Origin of the sequence: Cryobacterium sp. TMS1-20-1, from assembly GCF_004402355.1 — a bacterium.
GTDB lineage: Bacteria > Actinomycetota > Actinomycetes > Actinomycetales > Microbacteriaceae > Cryobacterium > Cryobacterium levicorallinum.
Genome location: NZ_SOGF01000070.1, coordinates 1 through 25976, shown reverse-complemented (window position 1 = coordinate 25976; position 25976 = coordinate 1). Strand labels below are relative to the sequence as shown.

Below are 25976 nucleotides of genomic sequence, written 5' to 3'. Positions count from 1 at the left end.
GCGAAGACGGTGCTCCCAAACGCGCCAAGCGCTCTGACGGTGTTGTTCGCCGTGGGTTTCCAGCTGGAATCGAGCGCCCCGGTGGCCGTGCTGAAGGACGCCAACCGAGTTCGCGTCACGGACCCGACGGTCGTGAAGGCTCCACCCACGTAGATGCGAGATCCGTCTGGCGAGGCGGTAATCGCCCGCACCGCGCCATTGAGGTTGGGGTTGAATGACGTCATGACACCAGTCGACAGGTTGTACGCCATGAGATTGTTGCGCGTCACCTCGCTCGTTCCGGCCGAAGCTCCAGCGGGGCGTGCGCGAGTGAACTGGCCACCGACGTAAACGGTGTTTCCGACGATCGTCTGGGTCCACACCACCCCGTTGATTTGGGCGGTCGGCAACGCATCGGCCGCGACAGTTTTGGGGGTGGAAGAATTTGGCGGTGCCGTGTCCGCTTGCGCGCTGCCGGTACCAAAAAAAATCGTCGCCGCCAAAGCTGCTGTCGCGATCATTGCCACTATCGGAGACCGAACGCTCCGCGCCATAAGAAAACCTCAATTTCAACTCGGACGGCGGCCTTCGGGCGGCCCCGCGGTGCCGGAATTATACTTGACTTCACAAATTTTGGGCTCATGCCGCGAAAAACTGCAGGCCCGACCGTCGTTGGTCCGTCGGGGCGTGCGCCGGCGGACCGGCAACCGTTCATTTCTCACCCCTAGTCAGGCTGAAGGATAAAGGTTAGGATTCCTCACTGCCTCTCCTACCCGAATCCTGTTGAAGCTCGCGCTGCAGCCTGAGAGAAATCTGAGCCTTCTGTGACCCCCAAGCACCCGACCACCCCGCACCCGACCACAGCGATTCCTCCAGAAACGAAACCTCACCGCGCGAACCCGCTGAAGCCCGCCGGTGACGGGTCCCCCGGACTCCTTGCTGCCCGGCAGAGCGGGCTGCACATCGGCTACGCGGCTGGCGGGTTTGACCTTTTCCACGTTGGACATCTCAATATTCTCAAGCACGCCAAGAGCCAGTGTGACTTCCTGATCGCCGGCGTTGTGTCCGACGAGATGCTCCAACTCACCAAGGGCATCACCCCCGTCGTGCCGCTAGTGGAACGTCTGGAGATTGTTCGACACATCTCCTTCGTGGACGAGGCCGTCGCCGAAGTCGTCGAGGACAAGCTCGACACGTGGCGCGACCTCCGCTTTGACGTGTTCTTCAAGGGCGACGACTGGCGAGGCACCCCCCGCGGGGTACACCTCGAGAACGAATTCGCTGCTGTCGGCGTTGAGGTCGTGTACTTCCCCTACACGGTCAATACCTCCAGCACGATCTTGCGTCGGGCGCTCGACGCTCTCACGCGCCCCGATGCGGCCGGTCTTCGGCAACCACGCACGAGCACCCCCTAACCGTAGGCGAGCAGCCAATGCACCAAAGAACGGGTTTCTCGGCCGAAAAACCCGTTCTTTTCGTGTTGTTCCCGTAACTGCCGCAAACATCGGGCACAATCAAGCGGATGCTTCGGTTTGCTCCCGCACGGCCTTGCGCGGCTGCGCTGCCCAAGAGGCAATGGGCACGGTAAACACTCCCGGCACGGCCGCAAATCTGCGGTAGACGGCCAGAGCCAGCACGATTGCCGCGCCGCACAGCAGCAGCGGAACCGCCGTTGCGGCATCCGTCGGTAACGTCACGCCGCCGGCCATGACGATCGCCGCGAGCGCCGCCATAGGAAAGGTATGCACCAGATAGATGGGCAACGTGCGACTACCCAGCACCCGCATGAAATCAAACATCGGTGCGCGCGACAGCACGACGGCCACGCTGATGCCCACCAGCACTGCCAGCACGCTCACGGCGAAGAGCACGAACGGTACCCGCGTCAATGACAGTTTCACCATGAGGAGCACAACGCCGGCATACAAGCCACAGAGCACGGCCATGTGCCACCACCGCACCCGCGGAATCAGGCGTCGCACGCGCGGGCCCAGCCAGATCGCCGCCAGGAAGAAGACGAGGTAACGGCCCATCTTGTCCCACGGCGTACCCGTGTGCAGAACCTGCGAGCCGAACAGCACGGCGAGCGCTCCCGTTACGGACACGGAAATGAGCGGATGCCAGCGCCGAGTCAGCCAGGCCACGGTGAGAAAGATGGGCAAGGCGTAGATGAACCAGAGATTTATATTCGGCCGGATGAAGAGGGTAACCATGTCGGACCAGCTGGCAAAGGGCCCGTCGGGGCCGATCGGCGGCAGGGCCAGCAGGAACAGGGTCTGGGCGGCGACCCAGGCCGTGTAGAGATACAGCAGCAGGGACATCCGCTTACGAAACAGCTGCCAAAAGGGCAAGCGAATGGCCTGGGCCGCGAGGAGTCCGGACATGAAGAAAAACAGGGGCATACGGAAGGTGTCGAACAGCGGGTTGAGCGGCGCCAGGTCGCCGGCCAGACCGACCCGGTCGAGATACATGACCGAGTGATAGAGCACAACGAGGGTGATCGCGATGCCCTTTGCCACGTCGATCCAGGCTTCGCGTAGCGTGCCGCGAATGACGAACGAGGCGGCGTCAGCCACGGGGCACGGTCTTGAGAGACTTGCCGAAGGGGAACAGTGCTGCCACCCGGCGACGGACGGGGTTCGGCAGCTCGGGACCCTTGGGAATCAAAGTCAGCGCGAGCACCAGGATGAGCAGTCGCGCCGCGGTGTACAGCGGGCCGAAGAAGAACACCCACACGGTGTTCACGACCAGAAACAGCAGAATTCCACTGGCCCGGTTCGCGGCAACCGCGGCTCCGACCCCGCGCAAAACCAGAAAAAGAATGACGACGGCCAGCAGGACGCCGGGAATGCCGAACCGTGCCCAGAGGTCGCCGAGCACCGAGTGCAGTTCGATATTGCCGCCGAACATGTAGTTTTCGACGTACCCATTGTCGGGGTCGTAGCTGATCGATGCCATTCCCGTCTTCGCCGCGAGCAGATCGGTCGGATTCAGCAGCGTGCCGGCCCCGAACCCGTATGGCTGGTGTGCCATCAGGGACGCCGTCGCGGCCAGTTCCGGTCGCCCGCCCAGAATGAGCGACCCGGCAGTGTTGAGCTGGTCGATGGTGCGGGCCCGCGTCGCCTCGCCGAACAGCCCCGCGACGATGGCCGCCTGCCCCAGGTTGTACACGACGACGGCGAGCACACCGAGGGCGACGACAACCCCAGCACCCGATCTGATGCGCAGGTAACGAAACCGACTGGTCGGGCGCATCTGCCAAGCCACGAGAATGAGGGCCAGAAGCAGGATCGCGAAGGACGAGCGCGCATCGGTGACCATTGACAAGATTGTCAGCCCGAGCACAGCGAGCAGGTCGAACCAGCGACGATCAAGAATGTGCGCGATGGCGAGGATCACCACTGTCAGGGCAAAGGAGAATCCGAAGCGCCAGGGATTGTCGAAGAACCGGGCGTTGTCGGTGGTTACGCTCCCGAGCAGGCCGAGCCCAAACCACAGGGCCACCCACGAGTCGGGCAGTACGCTGCGAGTCCAAAGCACAAAGCCGAAGGAGCACAACAGGCCAACCAGCCCGATGGAGTTGCCGGCCAGTTCACTCATCGCGATGACGTGGGTGGGTTCGGCGAGTACGGACAGCCAGATGCCTGAGCCGACGGCGACGAAGCCGATCAGCACGAGGGTGAGCGCGCCCCGATAGCGGCCCAGCGTAGGCAGCCAGAGCGGAATCAGCGCTGCGGCCGCCAGGTAGCCGACGGTGATGCCGAGCGGAAGGTCGAGTCGCAGACCGATCAGGACCAGCACGATGACAGCAAGGATTTTGGTCGAACGCGGCACCACCGCCTCGGTCGAGGGCGCCCGATCACGGCCGGAATTCACGGCGAGCGGCACGGGCTGCTCGCGCGTCTGGCGTGCGCTCGCGCGCTGTTTTGTCACGGTCTGTTGTGTCGACTTGCGCATGTAGGTCGTTCGGCCCCGCACCGGGCCGCGCCCGAAACAATTCGGGTATTGTTCCTGCCGCGCGACCGCCTCGGCATAACAGTAGGACCATGAGGGCACGGGATCAAGGCCGAGTCGGGTGAATATCCATTGCGATTCCCCCCGATCGGGGGTCGCACCCTGCTGACAGGCTGCGTGTACAGTGGCGTTTTCAGCTTGATCCACGCCCTGAGCCAATGGGAGCTACCGCCTTGCCCGAGGACGCCTCACCCGCAGCTCCAACGAAACGCAAGCCCGATCTACTGCCCAATCGGACCGGCACAGTTTCGCGTAATATGACGGTCGCATTGCTGGGCAACGCGTTTCCCCCGCTCGTCGCACTGTTCTCCGGCCCCATCCTGGCGCAGGCCCTGGGGGTTGACGGGCGTGGTGCGGTGGCAGCGGCGACGGCACCATTGGCACTGGTCGTCACGATAGCCACGTTTGGCATTCCCGAAGCCGTCACGTGGATTATCGCGAAAAAGCCAGCGTTGGCGCGAAACGCAGCAGGTCGGGGCATGCTTATTCTGGGCATCGCCGGACTATTCGCGACCGCCGCCATCGTCTTTTCACCACCTTTGTTGAGTGGTGGCGACCCGAGCGTTCAGCTATTGATCGTGTTCGCCAGTCTGGCCATTGTGCCGAACCTTCTCGTGGGGATACTCCGCGGCGTTGCCTCGGCCACGAGCAGCTGGCGGCTCGTATCCATGGAACGCATTATCTCGTCGGTTCTGCGACTCGCGGTCCTCATCCCGTTCTGGCTGACAGGAACGCTCACCCCGCTCGTGGCCACCATCACGGTCGCTGCCATGCCCGTGGTCGGCGCCTTTGTCTACATCGGGCGCATGCGCAGCCTCGACCCGCGCGCGCACGAGGTTCCGCCCGAAGCACGCATGTGCGGGCTCCTCAGCTACGGCAGCAGAATGTGGGTCGGTTCGCTGTCGGGCGTGCTCCTGACGCGTCTCGATCAGGTACTGCTGACGCCGCTCGCCGGTACCTACCAGCTCGGACTCTACGTCGTGGCGGTGAGCATCAGCGAGTTGCCGTTGATCATTCACCACGCGGTGCGCGATGTCTCGTTCGTCAACGAAGCGGCCAAGTCTGAGGATGAACGTCTCAGTTCGTCTGCCCGCATCTCGACGGCGCTCTCGGCACTGGCAGCGCTGGTGCTCGGCGTGTCCATGCTGTGGTGGCTGCCGTTTCTGTTCGGGGAAGGCTTTCGTGAATCGATTCCGATTGCCGCAGTACTCCTCGTAGCGGTTGTGCTGCTCACGCCGGGTTCCATTGCTGGCGCCGGGCTGAGCGCGCGCGGCCGTCCCGGGCTGCGCAGCATCGCACTGACCATTTCGTGTGTCATCAACATTGTGATGCTCATCATCCTCGCTCCGCTGCTGGGGGCGATGGGAGCGGCGCTCACGACGCTCGCGGGCAACATCATCACGAGCAACCTCAACCTGCTGTTCCTGTCGCGGGTGTTTGGAATCGGAATGCTGCAGTTCTACGGTCTGCGTCGTTCAGACATCGCCACCATCGGCCGCTACGGTAAGCGGATACTGCGGCGCAAGACGCGCTGACCGGTATCCGCTTCGATCTGGCCGGCCTATTCAGGACCCGATCCGGCGAAATTCACCGGCGTTCTACGCCCCGCTGAATAACCAGGCATCAGCGGCGAGGCGGCCATCGACGGTTGGCAGGTCGTCAGCGCTGGAATGCGGGGCTTGCAGCGCGTGCACCACGGCATCCGCGAGCTGCTGCGGCGAACATCCCGGTGCGACGACGTCGTGACCGTGATCGGCAAGCCAGGTAGCCAGCCCGGTTTCGGCCGTCGTGACGATCGAACAGTCGTGCGCGAGGCCCTCGACAATCGGCAGACCCACCTGCTCCCGCCAGGTGGCGGTCGGTTGGCTGGGTAGGGCGAGCACACTGGCCCGCCGTAATTGCCGGTGAATCTCGCTGCGTGGCGGGTCGATGATCAGCTCAATAGTCGGGTCCTCCGCTGCGGCCTGTCGGGCTCGATCCTCCAGCGCGCCCTTTCCCATGATGGTGAGACGCGCATGGGGAACCAGCGCGCTCACTCGCGGCCACGCCGCGAGAATGTCGGGAAGTCCCTTGCGGTCGACGAATGCACCCAGAAAGACCACGCGATCGGGGTCGAGGCCAGAGCCTGCGGCGCAGACACACGGGGCTGGCAACGCCGGAATAACGGCCAGGTCAGTGCCTCGGGTGGGTGCGGGCAGCGCCTTGCGGTAGGTCACGCGGGCAGCATCCGTTCCAAAGGCGACGCGATCGGTCTGCCGCCAGACAAATCGGGCAGCGATACCGGTGCTGGCGCGGCGAAGTCGTGCTTTCAGGCCGAGCTTGCGCTCGAACGGGCTGGCGTTTTCCAAGGCGTAGCTCACAATGGTCGCTCGGCGCCCGCCCAGGAGCGCCCGAAGGCGGAGCGCACTGATCGAGAGGGCGCTCCCCCACGCACTCGAAAGCATGAGCGGTTCACTGATTTCGAGCGTCGTGACCCGGGAACGCAGCAGCAACCACGCCGCGTGCACCGGACGAGCCTGCAGGACGACGAGGCCCTCGGTGAGTTCCTCGTGAAAGTCATACCGTTTAATGCGAAACAAAATGGCGGCCGGCGGTAGCGCGTGCGCGCGTTCGAGGTGGGCACTACGAAGCGTGCGATACAGTCGCGCCCGGTCGGTCTGGATGCGGCTGCTAGCCACGACTGAGCTGACGCTTCCTGGCTCGCCGAGCTGGCCCCGTAACAGCGGAGCTTCGGGATTTTCGTGTCATGGTCGCCTGGTCGGGAGCCGGGCGGTAGGCGAGGCCGTCGCGGAGTCCTCGAGCCGCAGCCAGGAGTGGCAGTAGTGAGGTCAGTAACTGGCGGCGACCGCCGCGGGTGACTACTTCCCAGGCCGCTTCCAGGCTGTGGCGGCGCCAGCGGCGGCGGTCGCCTGGCGCCATGTTGCGTGCCGCGTAGACGAGGCGGTTGCGCACGTTGTAGTAATAGTAGGAGTAGGACTTAGCCTGGCCAGCGCGCTCGTGGACGCCACTCTGGGTGCCGCCCGGATCGTGGGTCGCGTTCGCGTCGGCGCAGACCGTGACCGCCCCACCAACTTGCAGGACCCGGTGAGAGAATTCGACATCTTCCCAGTACAGAAAATAGTCGTCGCTGAACCCGCCCACTCGACGCCAAAGCTCTTCGCTGATCAGCAGGCAGGCGCCGCTCAGCCAGGGGGTAACTCGGGCGCTCACAAAGTCCCGGCGTCTGCGGGTCGCCCGCACCCGACCGTCATCGAGGTACAGATCGCTACCGTCGAACCACACTCTCCCATCGGGCCGCAGAATGCGAGGCGAGACGAGGGTGAGCGGATGCGCGGTGCTCACGTCAAGCAGACGCACGAGCTGGTCGGCGGCGATAGCGGCATCAGGGTTCAAGAGGAGAAAGTGCGTTCGCCCGTTGTGCTGCGCCCGGGCGACGCCGAGATTCATGCCGCCGCCGAAACCGACGTTGGTCGGCGACAGCACGAGCTGCCAGCCCTCTTGAGCGGCGAGCACCGCCATTCTGGCCTGTTCGGCCGCGTCGGTGAAGTTGTCGACCACAACGATCTGCACGCTCGGCGCCGATCGGGACATCGGTTGCAGGTTCTGTTTGAGCAGCAGAGACGACCCGAAATTCACCACGACGACAGCGAGAGAGGGGAAATTCGGATACGTCATGCGGTCATTCTGGCAGATCGACCGGCGTTAAGCTGACCATTGCTCAGTGCTAGCTGGCGAAGCGGTCGGTGGCCTCGATAATGGCGTCCAGGATGCCGGGCTGGTCGAAGGCATGGCCGGCGTCGGGGATCAGCTTGAATTCCGCCTCCGGCCAGTTCTTGTGCAGGTCCCAGGCGGTGAAGGCCGGCGTGCACATGTCGTAGCGGCCCTGCACGATGACACCGGGGATCTCGGCGAGCCGGGAGGCGTTGTCGATCAGCTGGTTCGGCGTGAACCAGCCCCTATTGGCGAAGAAGTGGTTCTCGATGCGGGCAAAGGCCACAGCGAAGGCTGGGTCGGAGAAGTGCGCGATCTTGTCTGGCTCCTGCAGCAGGGTGATCGTGGAGGATTCCCAGGTGGCCCAGGCCACGCCGGCGCGTTCGCGCACGAACTGGTCCGGGTCGTGCAGCAGCCGACCGTAGGCCTCGATCAGGTGGCCGCGTTCGTTTTCGGGGACCGGCGCGAGAAAGGATTCCCACAGGTCGGGGTAGATTGCCGCGGCGCCGCCCTCGTAGAACCAGTCGAGTTCGACCGGGCGAAGGGTGAAGATACCGCGCACGACGAGTTCGGTGACCTGGGCGGGGTGGGTCTCGGCGTAGGCGAGCGCGAAGGTGCTGCCCCAGGATCCGCCGCAGACCAGCCAGCGGTCGATGCCGAGGTGCTCGCGCAGTTTTTCCAAGTCGGCGACGAGAGTCCAGGTGGTGTTCACGCTCAGGTCAACGTCGGGCTCGCTCGCGTGCGGCGTGCTGAGACCGCAGCCACGCTGGTCGAACAGAATGATGCGGTACTTCGCCGGATCGAATACCCGGCGCTGGTCTGGGCCGGACGCGCCACCCGGGCCGCCGTGCAGATACACCGCGGGCTTGCCGTCGGGGTTGCCCGAGGCTTCCCAGTAGATGGCCTGGTTGTCACCGACATCGAGCATGCCGGTTTCGTAGGGTTCAAGCTCGGGGTAGAAGGTTCGCATGCTTCGAGCCTATGCCCCTCGTGTGCGCGGCCCCGGATCAGCTGCCGACGAGTCCCACCTCGTAGGCCAGAATGACCGCCTGCACCCGGTCGCGCAGCCCGAGCTTGTGCAGGATTCGCCCGACGTGGGTTTTTACCGTCGATTCGGAGAGAAAGAAGCGTTCGGCCAATTCGGTGTTGGAGAGCCCCTCGGCGATGGCCAGAAAAACCTCGGTTTCACGGTCGGTGAGCGCCGCGAGCGCCATGGCATTGGAGGCCCCTCCCGTCTCGGGCTGCGGCAATTTGGTGCCGAACAGGTCGAGCAGGCGCCGGGTCACCCGTGGTGAAACGGATGCCTCACCCGAGACCACCGTGCGGATCGCGGCGATCAGCTCCCCGGGTTCGGCGTTTTTCAGCAGGAACCCGCTAGCACCGGCGCGCAGACCACCGAAGGCGTACTCGTCGAGGTCGAAGGTGGTGAGGATGATGATGCGGGTCTCCGGCTGGGCGGCCATGATCTGCCGGGTCGCCTCGATGCCGTCGACGCCGGACATGCGCACGTCCATCAGGACCACGTCGGGATTCAGCCTGGCTGCGAGGGCGATCGCCTGCGCGCCGTCGCTCGCTTCGCCGACGACGGTGAAGTCGTCTTCGGCCTCCAGCACCATGCGAAAACCCACGCGCAACAGGGCCTGGTCATCGACCAGCAGGATACTGATCGGTGCGGAACGGGGAGTCATTGTTCGTCCTCAAAGTTCAGGGTCGCGTGTACGCGCCAGCCGTCGCGGAGTCCCGGCGCTGCCTCAAAGGTTCCGCCATAGATCGCCACGCGTTCCTGCATTCCGATCAAGCCGCGCCCGAAACCGCGAACGCTTGCCACTGCCGCATGCCGCCCATTGTCGCTGATCGTGACCTGGGCGGCACCGGGCGACGATTGCAGGCGCACGACCACCCGGGTCGGAGTGTTCGCATAGCGCAGCACGTTGGTCAGCGACTCCTGGATGATCCGAAAAATCGTCAGCTGCACGCTTGCATTGCTCGGCTCACGCCCGCTGCGTTCCAGAACAACGGGAAGCCCGGTCGACCGAAACGATTCCACGAGGTCGGCCAGCTCGTCGATGCCCGGCTGCGGAGCACGCGGGGCCGGGTCGGTGTCCACCTCGAGCACCCCGAGCAGCCGGCGCATCTCGGACATGGACCGGCGCCCAGTGGCCGCGACGTCGAGCATCGCCGCGCGGGATCGCTCCACGTCTTTGGGAGCGATGGCGTGGGCACCGTCGGCGAGCGCCACCATGACCGAGAGGCTGTGGGCGACCACATCGTGCATTTCGCCGGCGATTCGGGCGCGCTCGGAGATGCGGGAGAGCTGCGCCTGCTGGTCGCGTTCGCGGGTCAGCTGCGCGGCCAGGTCCAGAAGCGACGAGACGTAGCGCTTGCTATTGCCCATATTGACGCCGACCAGGGTCGCGGCGAGCAGCATGATCGCCACCTGGACCGCGACCGGAATCCAGGGAACTCCGTCGGGATTATCGGTGAGCCAGGCGGCCAGTCCGGCCAGCAGAACGGATGCGCTGAAACCGGTCCACGCGCTGCGCACGTCCGAATACACCGCGACCGCGTAGAGCGCCAGGAGCTGGGCGATGAGGTGCACTTCGCCGTAGTCGGCGAAGGTGAGCAGGCCGATCCAGGTCAGGGCCAGGACGAGCCGCGGCATCCGTCGGCGAAAGACCAGTGCGACGGCCAGCAGCAGCATGAGGCCGGCATTGAGCAACGCGTCCGGGAGCGGAGCCGGGTCATCGTCGAGCAGATTGAGCACCAGGGTGAGCACCATCGGAACGACGTAGATCGCCGCAACGAGGCCGTCGGCCAGATGGGGATGCCTGGTCCAGAACCGCCGCACGATTCCGGGCGGGGTGGGCAGGCGCAGGTCTCCCCCCGGCGCCAGAGTGCGCCCGGGGGTAGAGGTGGTGGTGCTCATCTATCGACTCTACGGGTCGTGGCGCCTCAGGCGTCCCGGCGCTTGAGCAGCAGCGCGGCAACGCCGAGGCTCACGACCACCCAGGCGAGCACGATCAGGAAGCCCTGCCAGGATTCCATGGCGTTCGGGGTGATCATCGTCGCACCGGCCACGGTGAAGAGGTAGGGCACGATGTCGGCGATCCACTCAACGAACATCGACAGCACGGCCAATACCGTCGGCAGGAGCAGGGTGATTCCGAGCACCGTGGCAATGCCGCCGGCGCTGCTGCGCAGAATCGTGCCGATGCCGAGGGCGAACACGGCGATGATCGCGAGGAACAGCGCGTTACCGAGCAGCGGCAAAAACACCTCGGTGTCGAACAGGCTCGCACTCAGGTCCTTGGCGCCCAGGATGGGCATGGCCACGAGGAACGATCCGACCACGCTGATCAGGCCGACCAGGAAGGTGAACCCGAACAGCACGACGACCTTGGCCCAGAGTGCGGGCAGACGATTGGGCACCGCGGTCAGCGTCGACTTGATCATGCCGCTGGAGTATTCGCCGCTGATCGAGAGTACGCCGAGGACGGCGACAATCAGCTGGCCAAGTCCGAGACCGGTCGTGGAGACGAGCACGAACATTTGCGCACTCTCCACGGCCATGGGGGCACCGGTGGTCGGATCGAATCCGGCCGTTGACGCCGACATGGCGAACGACATCAGCACGGCGATGCCGAGCGAGACCACGACAACGAGCGAGAGCGTCCAGTAGGTGGAGCGCAGGCTCCACAGCTTGATCGATTCGGAGCGGAGCAGGCCGGTGATGCTGAGCCCGGATCCGGTCGGCACGAAGGAGGTGCGGGCTGCGGACGGCTGGACGGGGTTGGTCAGGGTGCTCATCGGGCAACCTCCGCTTCGGTGTGAGAGGACGCATCACCGGTGCGATACTCCACCTCGTTCTGGGTGAGTTTCATGTAGGCGTCCTCGAGCGAGGCGCTCACCGCCGAGAGTTCGTGCAGGGAGATCTGGGCGGCGGCGGCGCGGTCGCCGATCTCGTTGACAGAAAGTCCCGTGATCTCGAGCACGTCCTGCTCGATGTTGGTGATGGTCACATCCGGCTGGGCGAGCAGAGTGGCCAGAGCTGCGGTGTGCGGAGTGCGCACGCGAACCGTGTTCTGCGCGGCCGAGGCGATAATGTCGGCGACCGAGGCATCCGCTATCACCCGGCCTCGACCGAGCACGATGATGTGGTCGGCGGTGAGGGCCATCTCACTCATGAGGTGGGAGGAGAGCAGCACGGTGCGGCCCTCGGCGGCGAGCTGCTTGGTGAGCTTGCGCACCCACTGCACGCCCTCGGGGTCGAGGCCGTTGACCGGCTCGTCGAGAATGAGGGTGGCCGGGTCGCCGAGCAGCGCGGCGGCGATGCCGAGGCGCTGGCCCATGCCGAGGGAGAAGCCGCCGACGCGTTTGCGGGCGACGGATTCGAGGCCGGTGAGGTTGATGACCTCGTGTACTCGGCTGGTGGGGATGTTGTGGGTGGCGGCCATGGCGCGCAGGTGGTTGTAGGCGCTGCGTCCCGTGTGCACGGCCTTGGCGTCGAGCAGCACACCCACTTCGCGCAGCGGCGCCTTGTGTTCGTGGTACGGCTTGCCGTTAACGATGACGGAGCCTGCGCTCGGCTTGTCCAGACCGACGATCATGCGCATGGTGGTGGACTTGCCGGCGCCGTTCGGCCCGAGAAAGCCGGTGACCTTGCCCGGCTGCACCGTGAAGTCGACCGCGTCGACCGCGGTCTTGCTTCCGTAGCGCTTGGTCAGGGACTGTGCCTGGATCATGCCTGCCTCATTCCGTTGATGGGTGAGGCCCCGTTTTCGTGCGCTGAAGCCCCCATACCAAACGGTATGGTTTGTGACCTCTGTGGCGCATCAACCATGGGGATGGTTGTGCACCATCCCCGTCGTACCTGGGTACGACGGGGCCCGGCTATTTCTTGACCGGCTTTTCGGGGGTTGGCGCGGTTCCGGAGGCACGCTGGGCGGCGTAGTAGTCGCGGGCTTCATTCTGGCGCTCACGTTCGGCACCGCTCGCGATCGTGGCTCGGAGGTGGTCCTGCGAGTAGCCGAACGCGTCGACGAGGTCCTGGGCGTGCGGGCGAATGCGGGCGATCAGCCGATCGATGTAGGCGGTGACGGCCTGGGCGCGCTGGGCGGAGAGCCGGCCGTGGATGAGGTACCAGGCCAGGTTCTTCTCGATCAGGCCGAGGCCGAACAGGTCACGCAGCCAGGTGAGTACCTGCTTGGTGCCGGCGTCGTCGGTGTGCTCGAGGGCACGGGTGAACGATTCCCACTGCAGCAGTTCGCCGTGGGCACGGGCAGCTTCGATGAGCTCGTTCTGGTGCGCGTTGAACAGGTCGGCCGCCTGCTTCTTGGGCAGCTTGGTGGCGCCGCGCAGCTTTCCGGCCACCTCGGCGATCATGCTCTCGACCCGGTCGGTGAGCAGCTCGCGCTGCACGTCGGCGTCCCGGAGGGCGCCGACGGAACGAGCCGTCGACCCCCGGTCGGCTACGGCCTGCGCGAGGGTGCGTAGTCCGGTGCCGTGGTAGGCGCGACCGGCGGCGTGCTGCACGACGTAGCGGGCGAGAGCGCCGGCATCCGCTGTGGCGAATTTGCGACTGTAATCGGTGAGTAGACGCTTGGCGACGAGCTGCAGCAGCACGTTGTTGTCGCCCTCGAAGGTTGCGAAGATGTCCAGGTCGGCGCGCAGCCCGACCAGGCGGTTCTCGGCCAGGAAGCCGGCACCGCCGCAAGCCTCGCGGGCTTCCTGCAGGGTGTCGAGCGCGTGCCAGGTTGAGAGCGGCTTGAGCGCCGCGGCGAGGGTTTCAAGGTCCTGCCGGTCGTCGTCGGTGTCGGCCTTGCCGCTGAACACCTCGTCGAACTTCACCAGGAACTCATCGTGCGCGAAGGTCTGCGCGTAGGTCGTGGCGAGGCGCGGAAACAACCGGCGCTGGTGCCGCTGGTAGTCGAGGATGACCTCTTCATCGGTATCGCTGCCGGCGGTGAACTGACGACGCTGGCTCCCATAGGTGATCGCGATGGTCAGCGCCAAAGCGGATGCCGCGGTGGCGGCCCCGTCGAGCGACACGCGACCCTGCACCAGCGTTCCCAGCATGGTGAAGAAGCGGCGGCCGGGGCTTCCAATCGGGCTGGAGTAGGCGCCGTCTTCTGCAACGTCGCCGTACCGGTTGAGCAGATTTTCGCGCGGGATACGCACGTTGTCGAAGTGCAGTCGACCGTTGTCGATGCCGTTGAGTCCGCCCTTGAGGCCGTCGTCTTCGCCGCCGACGCCGGGCAGAAAGTCACCGTGCTCGTCGCGAATGGGCAGATAGAAGGCGTGCACGCCGTGATTGACGCCCTGGGTGATGAGCTGGGCGAACAGCACGGCCGCGATGCCGTCCTTCGCGGCGTTGCCGAGGTAGTCCTTCCAGGCGGCGCGAAACGGGGTGTTGATGACGAACTCGCCGGTGGCCGCGTCGAAGGTTGCGGTGGTGCCGATGCTCGCGACGTCGGAGCCGTGCCCGATCTCCGTCATGGCAAACGCACCGGGAACACTGAGGTCCATGATGCCGGGGAGGTACTTGTCGTGGTGCGGCTTGGTGCCGAGGTGCAGCACGGCAGCGCCGAACAGCCCCCACTGCACTCCGCCCTTGATCTGCAGGCTCGGGTCGGCGATGACGAGTTCTTCGAAGCCGGCGATGTTTCCACCGTGGTCGTCCTGCCCGCCAAGGTGCTTGGGAAAGGCGCGCAGCACGTGGCCGTTGGCGGCGAGCACCTTGAGCTGTTCGAGCACGCGCAGGCGGTGGTCGGCCATCGAGAGGCCTTCAATGCGCTGCATGTCGGGGCGGGCGGTCACCTCGCGTGCCTTCAGCCGCACGTCGGCCCAGGTGCCGAGCAGTTGTCGTCCGAGTTGTTCGACGTTGACCACGGGGGCGGCCTCGTCGCCGATGGATTTGATGGGGCCGGTATCGACGCCGACCTCGAGGCTGGGGTCGATCGTCGCCGATCGGATGTTGGAGCGCTGGGCCGTGTCTACCATCATTGGTCCTAACTGATCGCACGAAAGTGGTGATCGCCACGTTAGAACCACATGGTGCGGGCGCGAAATGCGCGGTGCGGGGGCCACAACGATATATGCCGTCTACGGCATCCATTTTGTAGGATCAGTACAACTGCAAGCTGCGTGGACTGTGATCCCCCACAAGCAAGGTGGTCAGGCGGAGGCGGCGACGACCTCGAGCAGGGCCTCGCCGTAGGCTTCGAGCTTCTTGGCACCGATGCCGGTGATGCCGTCGAGCCCGGCAAGGGTGGTGGGGCCGGCGGCGGCGACGGCGATCAGGGTGGCGTCGCCGAACACGATGTAGGCGGGCACGCCCTGCTCCTTCGACTCCGCCGAGCGCCAAACCCGCAGCGCTTCGAACAGGGTCTCCTGCATGCGGCTGAGGTCGGCGGCAGCCACCTTGGCGGCGCTCGGGCGGCGGGCCGCGCTTGAGCGCGCGGGGCGGTCGGGTTCGCGCCGCAACTGCACGTCGCGACGGCCGCCGAGAACGTCGGCGGCGGCATCCGTCAGAATGAGGGTGCCGTACTCGCCGGACGTGGCGAGCAGACCCTGGGCGAGCATCTGGCGCACGACGCCGCGCCAGGCCTGGTCGCTGAGGTCGGCGCCCAGGCCCCAGGTACTCAGTTCGGTGTGCCGATACTGGGTCGCTCGAGGGGTTTCCTTGCCACGGAGGATGTCGATGAGGTGGCCGGCGCCGAACTTCTGGTTGCGTTCGCGGTGCAGGCGCACGATGGTGGAGAGCAGTTTCTGGGCGGGGATGGTGCCGTCCCAGGCCTCCGGTGGCTCGAGGCACGTGTCGCAGTTGCCACAAGGTTCACTGGTCTGGCCGAAGTAGCGCAGCAGATTGACGCGGCGGCAGTGCACGGTTTCGCACAGGGCAAGCATGGCGTCGAGATGGGCGGACAGTTTGCGCCGATGGCTGAGATCGCCGGGCGACTCGTCGATCATACGGCGCTGCTGCACCACGTCTTGCAGGCCGTAGGCGAGCCAGGCCGTGGCCGGTGCGCCGTCGCGACCGGCGCGACCGGTCTCCTGGTAGTAGCCCTCGACCGATTTGGGCAGGTCGATGTGGGCGACGAAGCGCACGTCCGGCTTATCGATTCCCATGCCGAACGCGATCGTGGCGACGATGACGACGCCCTCCTCGCGGAGGAACCGGGACTGAGTGCGGGCGCGCAGGCCGGCATCGAGCCCGGCGTGATAGGGCAGGGCGTTCACACCGTTCTGACGCAAAAACTCTGCCGTCTGGTCGACGGTTTTGCGGCTGAGCGCGTAGACGATTCCGGCGTCACCGGGGTGCTCGGTCTTCAGGAAGGACAGCAGTTGCTTGCGCACCTCGGACTTGCCGACGATGCGGTACTGAATATTGGGACGGTCGAAGCTTGCCACGAAGTGCTTCGCATCGCCCATCTGCAGGCGGGTGGTGATCTCCTGATGGGTGGCATCCGTCGCGGTGGCGGTGAGGGCGATGCGCGGAACGTCGGGCCAGCGGTCGGCGAGTTCGCTGAGCGCCAGGTAGTCCGGCCGAAAATCGTGGCCCCACTGCGACACGCAGTGGGCTTCGTCGATGGCGAACAGGGCGATGGTTCCACGGTCGAGCAGACGCTTGGTGGCCTCGTTGGAGAGGCGCTCGGGGGCGACGTAGAGCAGGTCGAGGTCGCCGTTGAGGTAGTCGCGTTCGACCTGGCTGCGGGTGGCGGAATCCTGGCTGGAGTTGAGGAATTCGGCGCGCACACCGACAGCGGTGAGGGCATCGACCTGGTCCTGCATCAGGGCGATCAGCGGCGAGACGACGATGCCGGTGCCAGCACGCACGAGCGCGGGAATTTGGTAGCACAGGCTCTTGCCACCGCCGGTTGGCATGAGCACGACGGCGTCCTTGCCGTCGACGACCTGCGCGATGATTTCGGCCTGGTCGCCGCGGAACGTGTCGTAGCCAAACACGGTGTGCAGGGCTTCGGCCGCGGTCTTGAATTTGCGGGTCGCGGCGCGCACAGGTACAGCGGCGCGGGCTGCGGGGCCGTTGGCTTGATTCAAAGCGGATGCTGCACCCGAGTAGGCCGGCTGCCGCTGGAACTGCTGGTCGCCGAACTGCCGGTCCGCCTCGGGAGGCGGTGCGTCGTAGTCGTCGGGCGCGTCGAAATCACTCGGGCCGTCGAATTCACTCGGTACAGCAACGTCGCGGGGTGCTTCGACGTCGTCGGGGTTCCCGGGCAGCTCAGCGTTCCAACTCACCTGCCTACTGTACCCGGGGCCCCTGACACGTTGCCCCGCGCGCCAACACCCCCCGCGAGAGATTGAAGTGCGGGGAGGGCGGGCGGGCGAAAGCTAGCGGCTGCGCTTGCGGCGGAGGAGAAGAAGTAGGGCTGCTGCTCCGGCCAGGACCACAGCGCCGAGGATCCCCCCGATCCAGGCAGGGGTGCTGTCGCCAGCAGCATCAGTCGAGCCGAGGTCTGCGGGGGGCGAGGTCGCGGCATCCGTCGTGACGGCATCCGCTTTCGTGCCGCAGGTTGGAGCCGTGGCGGCCCCGTCGGCGAGCACCTGGTCGGCGGTCGGCTGCCAGTCGAAGGTGTACTCGTCGGAGATAGGGTGGCCGTCGACGGAAACCGTCTGCCAGATCACCGTGTACTGCCCGGCAGCGCCGAGCTGCGCTGTCGTTTCGACTGTGGCACCGGAGACAGTACCGCACCCGTCGCCATAGAAGAGCGGTGCGTCGGCCGGGCCGGTCACGACCATGGCGCTGCCCGCGCCGGTTCCGCCGAGATCGAGGAGCAGATCGCTCGTGGTGACCGAGAATTCACCGGGCTGCTCGGTCACGACCGAGTCGCCCTCTGGTGAGGAACCAATCTCATCGTTGTGGGCCGACGCCGGGGCCGTGCCCCAGCCGAGAGCCAGGGCGATAACGGCGGCCGCGAACAGAGTGCGAGCGGTCGTGGCAGCAGATTTAGAGGTCGTGACCTTCATGATTGTCCTTAAACGTGGGGTGCCCGCGCTACTCGAACAGTGCAGGGCAATGCCTCTGCTACTCATTCGGTGCGGTGGGCTAAATGGTCTGGTTGCGGTTTAGGCTGCGAGAGCGAAAACCGGCGGGCCACGATGGCGCATCGCCGACAGCACCAGAACCAGATCGCGCGGGGTGAGCACCGGCGCGACGTTCCCAATGCGCTGCGGGGCCGCCATCGGCACGGCCAGTTGGGCGGGCACGAACAGCGTGCGGATGCCGAGGCGAACGTTTTCGACGAGACTCCAGAACGCGCGTTCGGCGAAACGCAGCGCCAGAATCGTGACGATCGCGGCCCCAAAGTGGGCGAGCCACATGGCCGCGCCGTCGTGTGGGACGTGGGCGGTCGCGCCCATGACCATCGGGTCGATCAGACCGGGCAGTGCAGCGTGCTGATGGGTGGCCGCGGCGGCGATGGCGTCAGCTCCGAGCATGCCTCCGGTTGCCCCAAGCGAAAACAGTCCGTGAAAGATGATCTGGCTGACCAGCACCGACACGGCACCGCGCCAGAACGACAGAGTGCGACCGGCGAGCACAACGCAGACCATTCCGGCGAAGGCGAGCGATACGACGACGGCCAGGAAGCTCGGCGCCGAACCGCCACCCAGGGTGTGCGACAGGGCCGCGACAAAGGTTGAGAACGCGGCGACGATCCAGCCGCGCGCGAAGCGGGCCCAGCGTGTGTGCATTTGGTCCCTCTCCGGTCTCCTCCACAGTAGCCGACCGTCCTTGGAGAGAGGCGATGCACTCGAGTCCCTGGACCACGATCCAAGCGAAGAGATCCCGCCCGAATTGGCCGCAATCCCAGCTGGGGACAGGTCAGGCGCGGCCGGTGAATGCGGGCTTGCGCTTCTCCTGGAACGCGGCGAAGCCCTCGCGGTAGTCGCCGGTGGCGCACAGCGCGGCCTGGGCGGCGGTTTCGTCGCTCATGCTCTGCCAGAGTCCGAGGCGTTCGTCTCGCAGGGACTGCACGAGCGCTTTGCTCGCGAGAAAGGCCTGCGTTGCACCGGATGCCGCGCGAGCGGCCGCCTGCATCGTCACCTCGGTCAGCTCCGCGGCCGGAAAGACCTGGCTGAACAGGCCGCCCGCGACGGCCTCAGCCCCCGACATGAGCCGGCCGCTGTAGATCAGGTCGAGGGTGCGGTGAGCGCCGAGGCGTTCTACGAACAGCGCGTGCCCGCCGGAGTCGAGGGTGGCGCCGAGGTTTGCGAACGGCGAGCCGATCTTGGCAGTGTCGGCGACGTAGACCACATCGGTGGCGATGAGCAGGCCGAGTCCAACGCCGAGGCAGGCGCCGTGGGCGGCCGCGAAGGTCGGTGCCGGAAACCGGCTCATCCGCTGAAGCAGCGGCGTGACGAGATCACCGAGGTAGCCGAGCACATCGTCGGTGCGCGGATCGACCGCAGAAATATCCCGGCCGGCGCAGAAGGCCCGTCCCTCGCCGCTCAGCACCAAGGCGCGCACGCCGGCCCGCTCGGCCGTTTGGTAGGCCGCGTCGAGTTCGACGATCGCTGCCTCATCGAGGGCGTTGAGCTTGTCGGGCGCGCTCAGCACCACGTGGGCGACGTCGTTGGCTATTGAGAGCTCGATCACGGCATCCGCTTTCTTGGTATCGGTTAGACGTCGTAGTCGACAACGACGGTGTCGGTGGTCGGGTGCGACTGACAGGTCAGCACGTAGCCGCGGGCGAGCTCTTCGGGCTCGAGCGCGTAGTTCTCGGTCATGGTGACGTCGCCGCTGACCAGTTTGGCGCGGCAGGTGCCACAGACTCCGCCAGCGCAGGCGAACGGCACGTCGGGCCGCACCCGGAGGGCTGCGTTCAGGATGCTCTCGTTCGCATTGACCGGCGTCGTCACCGTGTTGCTCTGGCCGTCGAGGGTGAACTCGATCTGGAACGTCTTGTCACCGGTGCCGATGATGACCGGCCGGCCGCGATCACCGTTGGCTGCCGAGGGCTCACCGGTGTTGAACAGTTCGAAGCGCACGTGGGAGCGTTCGACGCCCGTGCTCTCCAGCGTGTCGCGGCAGAGCTGCACGAGTTCGAAGGGGCCGCACAGAAACCACTCATCGACCGTGGCCGGGCGCAGAATGGTGTCGAGCATGCGCCGAAATTTCTCTTCGTCGATGCGGCCGGACAGCAACGTGGACGAACGCTGCTCGCGGGAGAGCACGTGGTAGAGCGCGAGGCGGGCCGGGTAGCGGTCCTTGAGCTCGGCCAGTTCGTCGAGGAACATCACGTCGAGCGCGGTGCGGTTGGTGTAGACGAGGGTGAACATCGAGGTGTCTGAGGCGGCAAGCACGGTGTGCGCGAGCGCCATGAGCGGGGTGATTCCCGAGCCGGCGGCCACGCCCACGACGTGCTTGTGGTCGAGGTCCTTCAGCGTCGAGGTGAAGCTGCCCTGTGGGCTCATCACGTCGATTTCGTCGCCGGGGTGCAGTTCGCTGTTGGCCCAGGTAGAGAACGCGCCACCGAGGTCGCGCTTGATCGCAACGCTGATTTCACCGGCGGTTTCGGGCCGGCAGATCGAATAGCTGCGGCGCAGCTCCTGACCGTCGATCGTGGCCCGTAGGGCGAGGTGCTGGCCGGGCAGGTAGTCGAACGCGCCCTGCAGTTTGGGCGGAACGGTGAAGGTGACCTCGACGCTGTCGGCGGTGAGTGGGCGCACTTCGGCCACGGTCAGGGTGTGGAAACGCGCGCGGTGCTTGACCGGCGCCAGGGTGGTGGCGCCCTCGTTCGTGGATTCGAGACGTGTTGCAGCCATTAGAGCACCTTGAAGTAGTCGAACGGCTCGAGGCAGTCTCGGCATTCGTAGAGGGACTTACAGGAGGTGGAGCCGAAGTGCGCGAGCTCGCGGGTGTTGAGCGAGGAACAGCGCGGGCATTTCACGGCCATTTTCAGGCGGATCGGGCCGGCCGGACCTGAGGCGCGCACGGTCGCATGTCCGGTCGGAGACGCGATGCCATACTCGCGGAGTTTGGCTTTGCCGATCTCGCTCATCCAGTCGGTGGTCCACGCCGGGCTGAGCACCAGCCGAACGGAGACGTTCTCGTACCCGGCGCTCGTGAGCTCCGCGAGAACGTCGTCGCGCATGGCGTCCATCGCGGGGCATCCGCTATAGGTCGGGGTCAGGGTGACGGCGACTGCCTGGGTACCGTCGGCGTCGCTGGTGACGTTGACCCCGCGCAGCACGCCGAGGTCTTCAATGGTGAGCACCGGAATCTCGGGGTCGACGACCTGGGCGGCGATGGTCCAGGCGGCCAGCGAGGCCGCGTCGGTGGGACGCGGGCGGGCGAGAGCTTCGTGCATCTGGGTGGTCACCAGGACGCTCCGGGGTGGGCGCGGGTGAGTACCTGCATTTCGGCGAGAAGAAAGGCGAGGTGTTCGGAGTGCTTGCCGGTGCGGCCACCGCCAGAGGCGACGAATCCCACCGGAATGTCGAGTTCGGCTTCGGCGAGCACCGGCGCGATGGCGGAGTCGAACGCGGGGCGCAGGCTCGACGGGCGAACCGCGATTCCCTCGAGGCGGTCGATGATCGGGTCGTCGCGGAAGATCTCTTCGACGTAGGGCCACAGGTCACTCATCGCGGTGATCATGCGGCGGCGCGATTCGTCGGTGCCCTGCGCGAGGCGCAGCACCCACTGGGTGGAGTGGTCGCGGTGGTAGTCGACCTCTTTCACCGCCTTGGCGGCGATCGCTGCGAGGGTTGGGTCAGCGGATGCCCGCAGCCGGCTGTACAGCTCGAACTGGTAGTGGGCCACGACGAACTGGCGCGCGATCGTGTGGGCGAAGTCACCGTTGGGCTGCTCGACAATGTGCAGCGAACGAAAATCGGGCTCGGTGCGCCAGTAGGCGAGGTCGTCTTCGCTGCGGTCCGTGGCGGTGCCGGCGTAGTGCAGCAGGGACCGGGCGTGCCCGATCAGGTCGAGGGCGACGTTGCCGAGGGCGACATCTTCTTCGAGTTCGGGAGCGCGGGAGATCCAGGCGCCAAGTTGCTGGGCCAGGACGAGTGAGTCGTCACCGAGCCACAGTGCGTATTCCGCGATGTCGGCTGTGGCGACGGACGGGCCCTCGATCAGCTCGGCGTCGAGGGTGGTGATTTCGACGGCGACGTGGCCATGAGCATCCGCTTCGGCGCTGTCATTGTTCGCAGTGTCGTCACTCACAGGTGTTTCACTCCCTCGCTCTTGGAGTAGTAGCTCGCGTGGCGGTAGTTCTTGCCGGCGGGCGATTCGAAGAAGGCGCCCTTGGCGTCAGGGTCACTCGTGGTGATGGCGGCCGCGGGTACGACCCAGACCGAGACGCCCTCACTACGCCGGGTGTACAGGTCTCGGGCGTTGCGCACGGCGAGGGTCTCGTCGGGGGCGTGCAGCGAGCCGACGTGCACATGGCTGAGGCCACGGTTGGAGCGCACGAAGACCTCCCAGAGGGGCCAGATTTCTGCGGCTGAGTCGCCGGGAGTGGTCATGAGGCTGCCATTTCTTCAGTTCGTGCGGACTGTTTACGTGCATAAGCCGCGGCTGCTTCGCGCACCCATTGGCCCTCGTCGTGGGCGTCGCGGCGACGCTGCAGACGCTGGGCGTTGTTCGGGCCGCGGCCGGCAAGCACCTCGTGGAACTCGGTCCAGTCGATCACGCCGAGATCCCACTGCTGGGTCTCTTCGTTGAAGTGCAGGTCGGGGTCTGGCAGGGTGACGCCGAGCACGGCGGCCTGCGGAACGAGCATGTTCACAAAGCGCTGACGCAGCTCGTCGTTGGAGTGGCGCTTGATCTTCCAGGCCATCGACTGCGCTGAGTTGGGCGAGTCGTCATCGGGCGGGCCGAACATCATCAGCGCGGGCCAGTACCAGCGGTTGACCGAGTCCTGGGCCATTTGGCGCTGCTCGTCGGTGCCCTGCATGAGCTCGAGCAGGATCTCGAAACCCTGGCGCTGGTGGAAAGACTCTTCCTTGCAGATGCGCACCATCGCGCGTCCGTAGGGACCGTAGGAGGCTCGGCAGAGCGGCACCTGGTTGCAGATGGCGGCGCCGTCGACGAGCCAGCCGATCGAGCCCATGTCGGCCCAGCTCGGGGTGGGGTAGTTGAAGATGCTCGAGTAGCGGGCCTTGCCGGCGATGAGGGCATCCGTCATGTCGTCGCGGGTCGCGCCGAGGGTCTGCGCGGCGGAGTAGAGGTAGAGGCCGTGGCCGGCCTCGTCTTGCACCTTGGCCATCAGGATGGCCTTGCGCTTGAGGCTCGGGGCGCGAGTGATCCAGTTCGACTCCGGCTGCATGCCGATGATCTCGGAGTGCGCGTGCTGCGAAATCTGGCGCACGAGCGACTTGCGGTAGCCCTCGGGCATCCAGTCCCGTGGCTCAATGCGCGAGTCGGCCTCGATCAAGTCGTTAAACTGTTGTTCTTCGACGCTGAGTGCGAGGGGTGCGCTCGTATCGGGCGTGATGGTGCTTGTCATCATCGGCTCCTGGTCTGCGTTGACTGCGGTGGTCGTGGGGAGTACTGGCGGCGCTAAGGTAATGCACGTCGGCAATTTCGCGCACCGATCGGCAATCTATTACCAACCGATCGTTCAGTTAGTATATAGTCTCATTATTGGCCGGGCAACCCCCGACCGGTACGGCAACTCAACGAGGAGATCCGAATGACCCAAGCCGCATCCGCTGGCAGCCAGGCCATGATGCAGCGCGATCGGGCATCCGCTTCAATGGGCATGATCGTGCACCGTAACGAGCCGGGCCACTCGGTGGTTTCCATGATCGTTCGCGACGACATGCTCAACGGGTTCGATGTGACCCATGGCGGATTCGTCTTCGCTCTCGCCGACACGGCCTTCGCCATCGCCTGCAACGACTCGCATCACGTGACGCTCGCCGCCGGCGCCGACATTACCTTTCTGAAGCCCACGACCAGTGGTCAGAATCTCACCGCGACGGCGCTGCTGCGCGTGAAGAGCGGTAGAAGCGGCATCTACGACGTGCGCGTCACGGTCGACAACGACGTGACCGTCGCCGAGTTTCGCGGCCGAAGCCGCACCACCAACTTGCCTGTCCCCGACCGCAACCACCTCTAACCCTTCCGGAAGGCACCATGTCAACGCTGACCAAGACCCGTCTGCACGCACCGGCACTCGAGGAGCTCGACGCAGCAGAACGCCTGGACCGCGACGAGATTCGCGCGCTGCAGCTGATTCGCCTGCAGCACACCGTGCGGCATGCGTACGCGAACGTACCTCTATATACGCGCAAATTTGATGCCGTCGGAGTACACCCCAACGATATTCGCACCCTCGAAGACGTGTCGCTATTGCCCTTCACGACGAAGGAAGATCTGCGCGTCTCCTATCCCTTCGGCATGTTCGCGGTTCCGATGGATCAGGTCGCGCGTATTCACACCTCGTCGGGCACTACCGGCCTGCCGACCGTGGTCGGCTACACCAAGAACGATCTGGCCATGTGGTCTGGTCTGGTTGCCCGCAGCCTGCGCGCCTCCGGTGTGCGTCCGGGCATGAAGGTGCACAACGCCTACGGTTACGGCCTGTTCACCGGTGGCCTCGGCGCCCACGCCGGCATCGAAGCACTCGGTGCCTGCGCCATCCCCATGTCTGGCGGCCAGACCAACAAGCAGGTGCAGATGATCACCGACTTCGAGCCCGATGTGATTCTGTCAACGCCGAGCTACCTCCTCACGATCACCGACGCCATGGTGGCAGCGGGCCTGGACCCGCGGCGCTCCAGTCTCAAGGCCGGCGTGCTCGGGGCCGAGCCGTGGACCAACCAGATGCGCCTCGAGTTGGAGGAACGCCTCGACTTCGACGCGCTCGACATCTACGGCCTGAGTGAGGTCATGGGTCCGGGAGTCGGCAATGAGTGCATCGAGTCCAAAGACGGCCCACATCTCTGGGAAGATCACTTCCTGCCGGAAATCATCAATGGTGACACCGGACAGGGCCTGCCTGACGGTGAAACGGGTGAACTCGTGTTCACGTCGCTGACCAAGGAAGCCTTTCCGGTCATTCGCTATCGCACCAAAGATCTGACTCGATTGCTTCCCGGTACCGCTCGACCAGGGATGCGCCGGATGGAGAAGATCACCGGTCGCAACGACGACATGATCATTCTGCGCGGGGTCAACCTGTTTCCGACCCAGATCGAAGAGATCGTGCTCGGCATCGAGCACCTCTCGCCGCATTTCGTGCTGGAACTGACCCGGCCCTCCCGCATGGACGAATTGACCGTGCGTATTGAACGGCACGAGCACTCCACCGATACAGAGTCAACGGTTGCCCGCGCCCTCCTCATTGCCATGATCAAGGACCGGATCGGCTCGAGCGTCAATGTACTCATCGTCGAACCCGGAACCCTGGAGCGCAGCACCGGAAAGCACAAACGCGTATACGACCTTCGCTAGTTTGTCGTGTCCGGACCGCCTGCGTGAGAGACTCAAGACTTATGTCTGACGTACACACCCCCAAACGCGGGCGCCCCGGCTACGACCAGCGCGCCATCCTCGAGATCGCCGTCACCGCGTTCAATGAATTCGGTTACGACGCCACCTCGATGGGAGTGCTCGCGACACGCCTCGCCCTGTCGAAAGCGGCCATTTACCACCACTTCTCCTCCAAGGATGAAGTGCTGCAGCTCGCCCTCGACGAGGCACTGAATGGTCTCGAGGGCGTCCTGCTTGAGTCCGGAGCGCTGACCGGAAGCGCTATCGACCGCCTGGCCTACGTGCTGCGCGGTGCCGTTCAAGTTCTCACGTCGCGGCTTCCCTACGTCACATTACTGCTCCGCGTGCGCGGTAATACCGAGGTCGAGCGGCTGGCTCTCACGCGCCGTCGGGCCTTCGACCGCGCCGTCTCGACCCTGGTCATCGAGGCCAGCGATGCGGGTTCGCTACGCAGCGACATCGATCCCCGCATCGTCACGCGCCTACTGTTCGGCATGGTCAACTCCATCGCCGAATGGTACCGCCCCGAAGGTCCAGAGGATGCCGCCCAGCTCGCCGACGACGTCCTGGCCGTAGCTCTGGACGGCCTCCGCCGCCGCTAGCTATTAGACAGCAAAGGCCACGCACTTCTGCGCGTGGCCTTCTCTCTCTCGTTGTCGTGGGTTAACGCAAAAAGGCCACCCTTGCGGGTGGCCTTTTTGTTTGTTTCTAAGTTAAGTCCGGCGGTGTCTTACTCTCCCACAGGGTCCCCCCTGCAGTACCATCAGCGCTGAGAGTCTTAGCTTCCGGGTTCGGAATGTGACCGGGCGTT

Annotated in this window: 24 protein-coding genes, 1 rRNA gene and 1 pseudogene; 5 read left to right on the top strand and 21 right to left on the bottom strand. The window is 65.4% G+C overall.

Translation table 11 applies throughout. The features are described from left to right. Window positions 1-500: pseudogene (locus tag E3O45_RS16840) on the bottom strand (delta-60 repeat domain-containing protein); the annotation flags it as partial. 435 nt (window positions 501-935) lie between these two features. On the opposite strand from E3O45_RS16840, the gene E3O45_RS16835 reads away from it, so the two are divergent. Next, on the top strand, window positions 936-1394 hold the full coding sequence (locus tag E3O45_RS16835; RefSeq protein ID WP_092451823.1) for an adenylyltransferase/cytidyltransferase family protein: 459 nt from the start codon (window positions 936-938) through the stop codon (window positions 1392-1394). Window positions 1395-1493: 99 nt separating this feature from the next. Here the strand turns inward: E3O45_RS16835 and E3O45_RS16830 are convergent, their stop codons facing one another. Then, on the bottom strand, window positions 1494-2555 hold the full coding sequence (locus E3O45_RS16830; protein ID WP_134444670.1) for an acyltransferase family protein: 1062 nt from the start codon (window positions 2553-2555) through the stop codon (window positions 1494-1496). Next, complete coding sequence (locus E3O45_RS16825) at window positions 2548-3912, bottom strand: hypothetical protein (RefSeq protein WP_134444669.1); 1365 nt, start codon at window positions 3910-3912, stop codon at window positions 2548-2550. The genes E3O45_RS16830 and E3O45_RS16825 overlap by 8 nt, the downstream gene beginning before the upstream one ends. Before the next feature lie 338 nt (window positions 3913-4250). Here E3O45_RS16825 and E3O45_RS16820 point away from each other — a divergent pair, with 338 nt between their 5' ends. Beyond that, window positions 4251-5528 carry an oligosaccharide flippase family protein gene (locus E3O45_RS16820; protein WP_166789549.1) on the top strand — a complete coding sequence of 426 codons (1278 nt, stop codon included), beginning with the start codon at window positions 4251-4253 and terminating at the stop codon, window positions 5526-5528. A 63-nt stretch (window positions 5529-5591) separates the two neighbouring features. On the opposite strand, the gene E3O45_RS16815 is transcribed toward E3O45_RS16820, so the two are convergent. The 17 genes from E3O45_RS16815 to paaA form a co-directional block, all read right to left on the bottom strand. Further along, on the bottom strand, window positions 5592-6671 hold the full coding sequence (locus tag E3O45_RS16815) for a glycosyltransferase (RefSeq protein WP_134444665.1): 1080 nt from the start codon (window positions 6669-6671) through the stop codon (window positions 5592-5594). Continuing rightward, window positions 6664-7668: a glycosyltransferase family 2 protein gene (locus E3O45_RS16810; RefSeq protein WP_134444664.1), complete on the bottom strand. Its 1005-nt coding sequence runs from the start codon at window positions 7666-7668 to the stop codon at window positions 6664-6666. The genes E3O45_RS16815 and E3O45_RS16810 overlap by 8 nt, the downstream gene beginning before the upstream one ends. A gap of 49 nt (window positions 7669-7717) precedes the next feature. Beyond that, window positions 7718-8674, bottom strand: coding sequence for a prolyl aminopeptidase (gene pip, locus E3O45_RS16805; RefSeq protein WP_134444662.1), 957 nt, complete (start codon window positions 8672-8674; stop codon window positions 7718-7720). Between the two features lie 37 nt (window positions 8675-8711). Beyond that, entirely contained in the window at window positions 8712-9392 is a 681-nt protein-coding gene (locus tag E3O45_RS16800; protein ID WP_134444660.1) for a response regulator transcription factor, read from the bottom strand. Then, window positions 9389-10630, bottom strand: a complete 1242-nt coding sequence (locus tag E3O45_RS16795) for a sensor histidine kinase (RefSeq protein ID WP_134444659.1) — start codon at window positions 10628-10630, stop codon at window positions 9389-9391. The genes E3O45_RS16800 and E3O45_RS16795 overlap by 4 nt, the downstream gene beginning before the upstream one ends. Window positions 10631-10656: 26 nt before the next feature. Next, window positions 10657-11511 (bottom strand): ABC transporter permease subunit, encoded by an 855-nt coding sequence (locus E3O45_RS16790; protein WP_134444657.1) that lies wholly within the window; start codon window positions 11509-11511, stop codon window positions 10657-10659. Beyond that, the gene (locus E3O45_RS16785) at window positions 11508-12446 is read right to left on the bottom strand and encodes an ABC transporter ATP-binding protein (protein WP_134444656.1); all 939 of its coding nucleotides are present in this window, start codon (window positions 12444-12446) and stop codon (window positions 11508-11510) included. Before E3O45_RS16785 ends, E3O45_RS16790 begins: the two co-directional genes overlap by 4 nt. Before the next feature lie 148 nt (window positions 12447-12594). Beyond that, window positions 12595-14703, bottom strand: a complete 2109-nt coding sequence (locus E3O45_RS16780; RefSeq protein ID WP_134444675.1) for an acyl-CoA dehydrogenase — start codon at window positions 14701-14703, stop codon at window positions 12595-12597. Window positions 14704-14877: 174 nt separating this feature from the next. Beyond that, entirely contained in the window at window positions 14878-16959 is a 2082-nt protein-coding gene (gene recQ, locus E3O45_RS16775; protein WP_370450398.1) for a DNA helicase RecQ, read from the bottom strand. 93 nt (window positions 16960-17052) lie between these two features. Continuing rightward, a complete protein-coding gene (locus tag E3O45_RS16770; protein ID WP_166789548.1) occupies window positions 17053-17688 on the bottom strand; it encodes a copper resistance CopC family protein in 636 nt (211 codons plus the stop codon). Between the two features lie 99 nt (window positions 17689-17787). Then, on the bottom strand, window positions 17788-18414 hold the full coding sequence (locus E3O45_RS16765; RefSeq protein ID WP_134444653.1) for a hypothetical protein: 627 nt from the start codon (window positions 18412-18414) through the stop codon (window positions 17788-17790). A 130-nt stretch (window positions 18415-18544) separates the two neighbouring features. After that, window positions 18545-19318, bottom strand: a complete 774-nt coding sequence (locus tag E3O45_RS16760) for an enoyl-CoA hydratase/isomerase family protein (RefSeq protein WP_134444651.1) — start codon at window positions 19316-19318, stop codon at window positions 18545-18547. Window positions 19319-19341: 23 nt separating this feature from the next. Further along, window positions 19342-20487, bottom strand: a complete 1146-nt coding sequence (paaE, locus tag E3O45_RS16755; protein ID WP_134444650.1) for a 1,2-phenylacetyl-CoA epoxidase subunit PaaE — start codon at window positions 20485-20487, stop codon at window positions 19342-19344. Further along, a complete protein-coding gene (paaD, locus tag E3O45_RS16750) occupies window positions 20487-21032 on the bottom strand; it encodes a 1,2-phenylacetyl-CoA epoxidase subunit PaaD (protein WP_134444672.1) in 546 nt (181 codons plus the stop codon). Before paaD ends, paaE begins: the two co-directional genes overlap by 1 nt. A gap of 8 nt (window positions 21033-21040) precedes the next feature. After that, window positions 21041-21889, bottom strand: a complete 849-nt coding sequence (gene paaC, locus E3O45_RS16745; protein WP_134444648.1) for a 1,2-phenylacetyl-CoA epoxidase subunit PaaC — start codon at window positions 21887-21889, stop codon at window positions 21041-21043. Continuing rightward, entirely contained in the window at window positions 21886-22191 is a 306-nt protein-coding gene (gene paaB, locus E3O45_RS16740) for a 1,2-phenylacetyl-CoA epoxidase subunit PaaB (RefSeq protein WP_092106867.1), read from the bottom strand. Before paaB ends, paaC begins: the two co-directional genes overlap by 4 nt. Continuing rightward, on the bottom strand, window positions 22188-23177 hold the full coding sequence (gene paaA / locus E3O45_RS16735; protein ID WP_174843108.1) for a 1,2-phenylacetyl-CoA epoxidase subunit PaaA: 990 nt from the start codon (window positions 23175-23177) through the stop codon (window positions 22188-22190). Before paaA ends, paaB begins: the two co-directional genes overlap by 4 nt. A gap of 183 nt (window positions 23178-23360) precedes the next feature. Here paaA and paaI point away from each other — a divergent pair, with 183 nt between their 5' ends. Genes paaI through E3O45_RS16720 form a run of 3 tightly spaced genes read left to right on the top strand, consistent with a single transcriptional unit; the run spans window position 23361 to window position 25767 of the window. Then, window positions 23361-23789, top strand: coding sequence for a hydroxyphenylacetyl-CoA thioesterase PaaI (gene paaI, locus E3O45_RS16730; protein ID WP_134444644.1), 429 nt, complete (start codon window positions 23361-23363; stop codon window positions 23787-23789). Between the two features lie 17 nt (window positions 23790-23806). Then, a complete protein-coding gene (gene paaK, locus E3O45_RS16725) occupies window positions 23807-25126 on the top strand; it encodes a phenylacetate--CoA ligase PaaK (RefSeq protein WP_134444642.1) in 1320 nt (439 codons plus the stop codon). A gap of 41 nt (window positions 25127-25167) precedes the next feature. Then, window positions 25168-25767, top strand: coding sequence for a TetR/AcrR family transcriptional regulator (locus E3O45_RS16720; RefSeq protein WP_134444640.1), 600 nt, complete (start codon window positions 25168-25170; stop codon window positions 25765-25767). A gap of 115 nt (window positions 25768-25882) precedes the next feature. Here E3O45_RS16720 and rrf read toward each other — a convergent pair. Next, window positions 25883-25976: ribosomal RNA gene (gene rrf, locus E3O45_RS16715) — 5S ribosomal RNA — on the bottom strand; the annotation flags it as partial.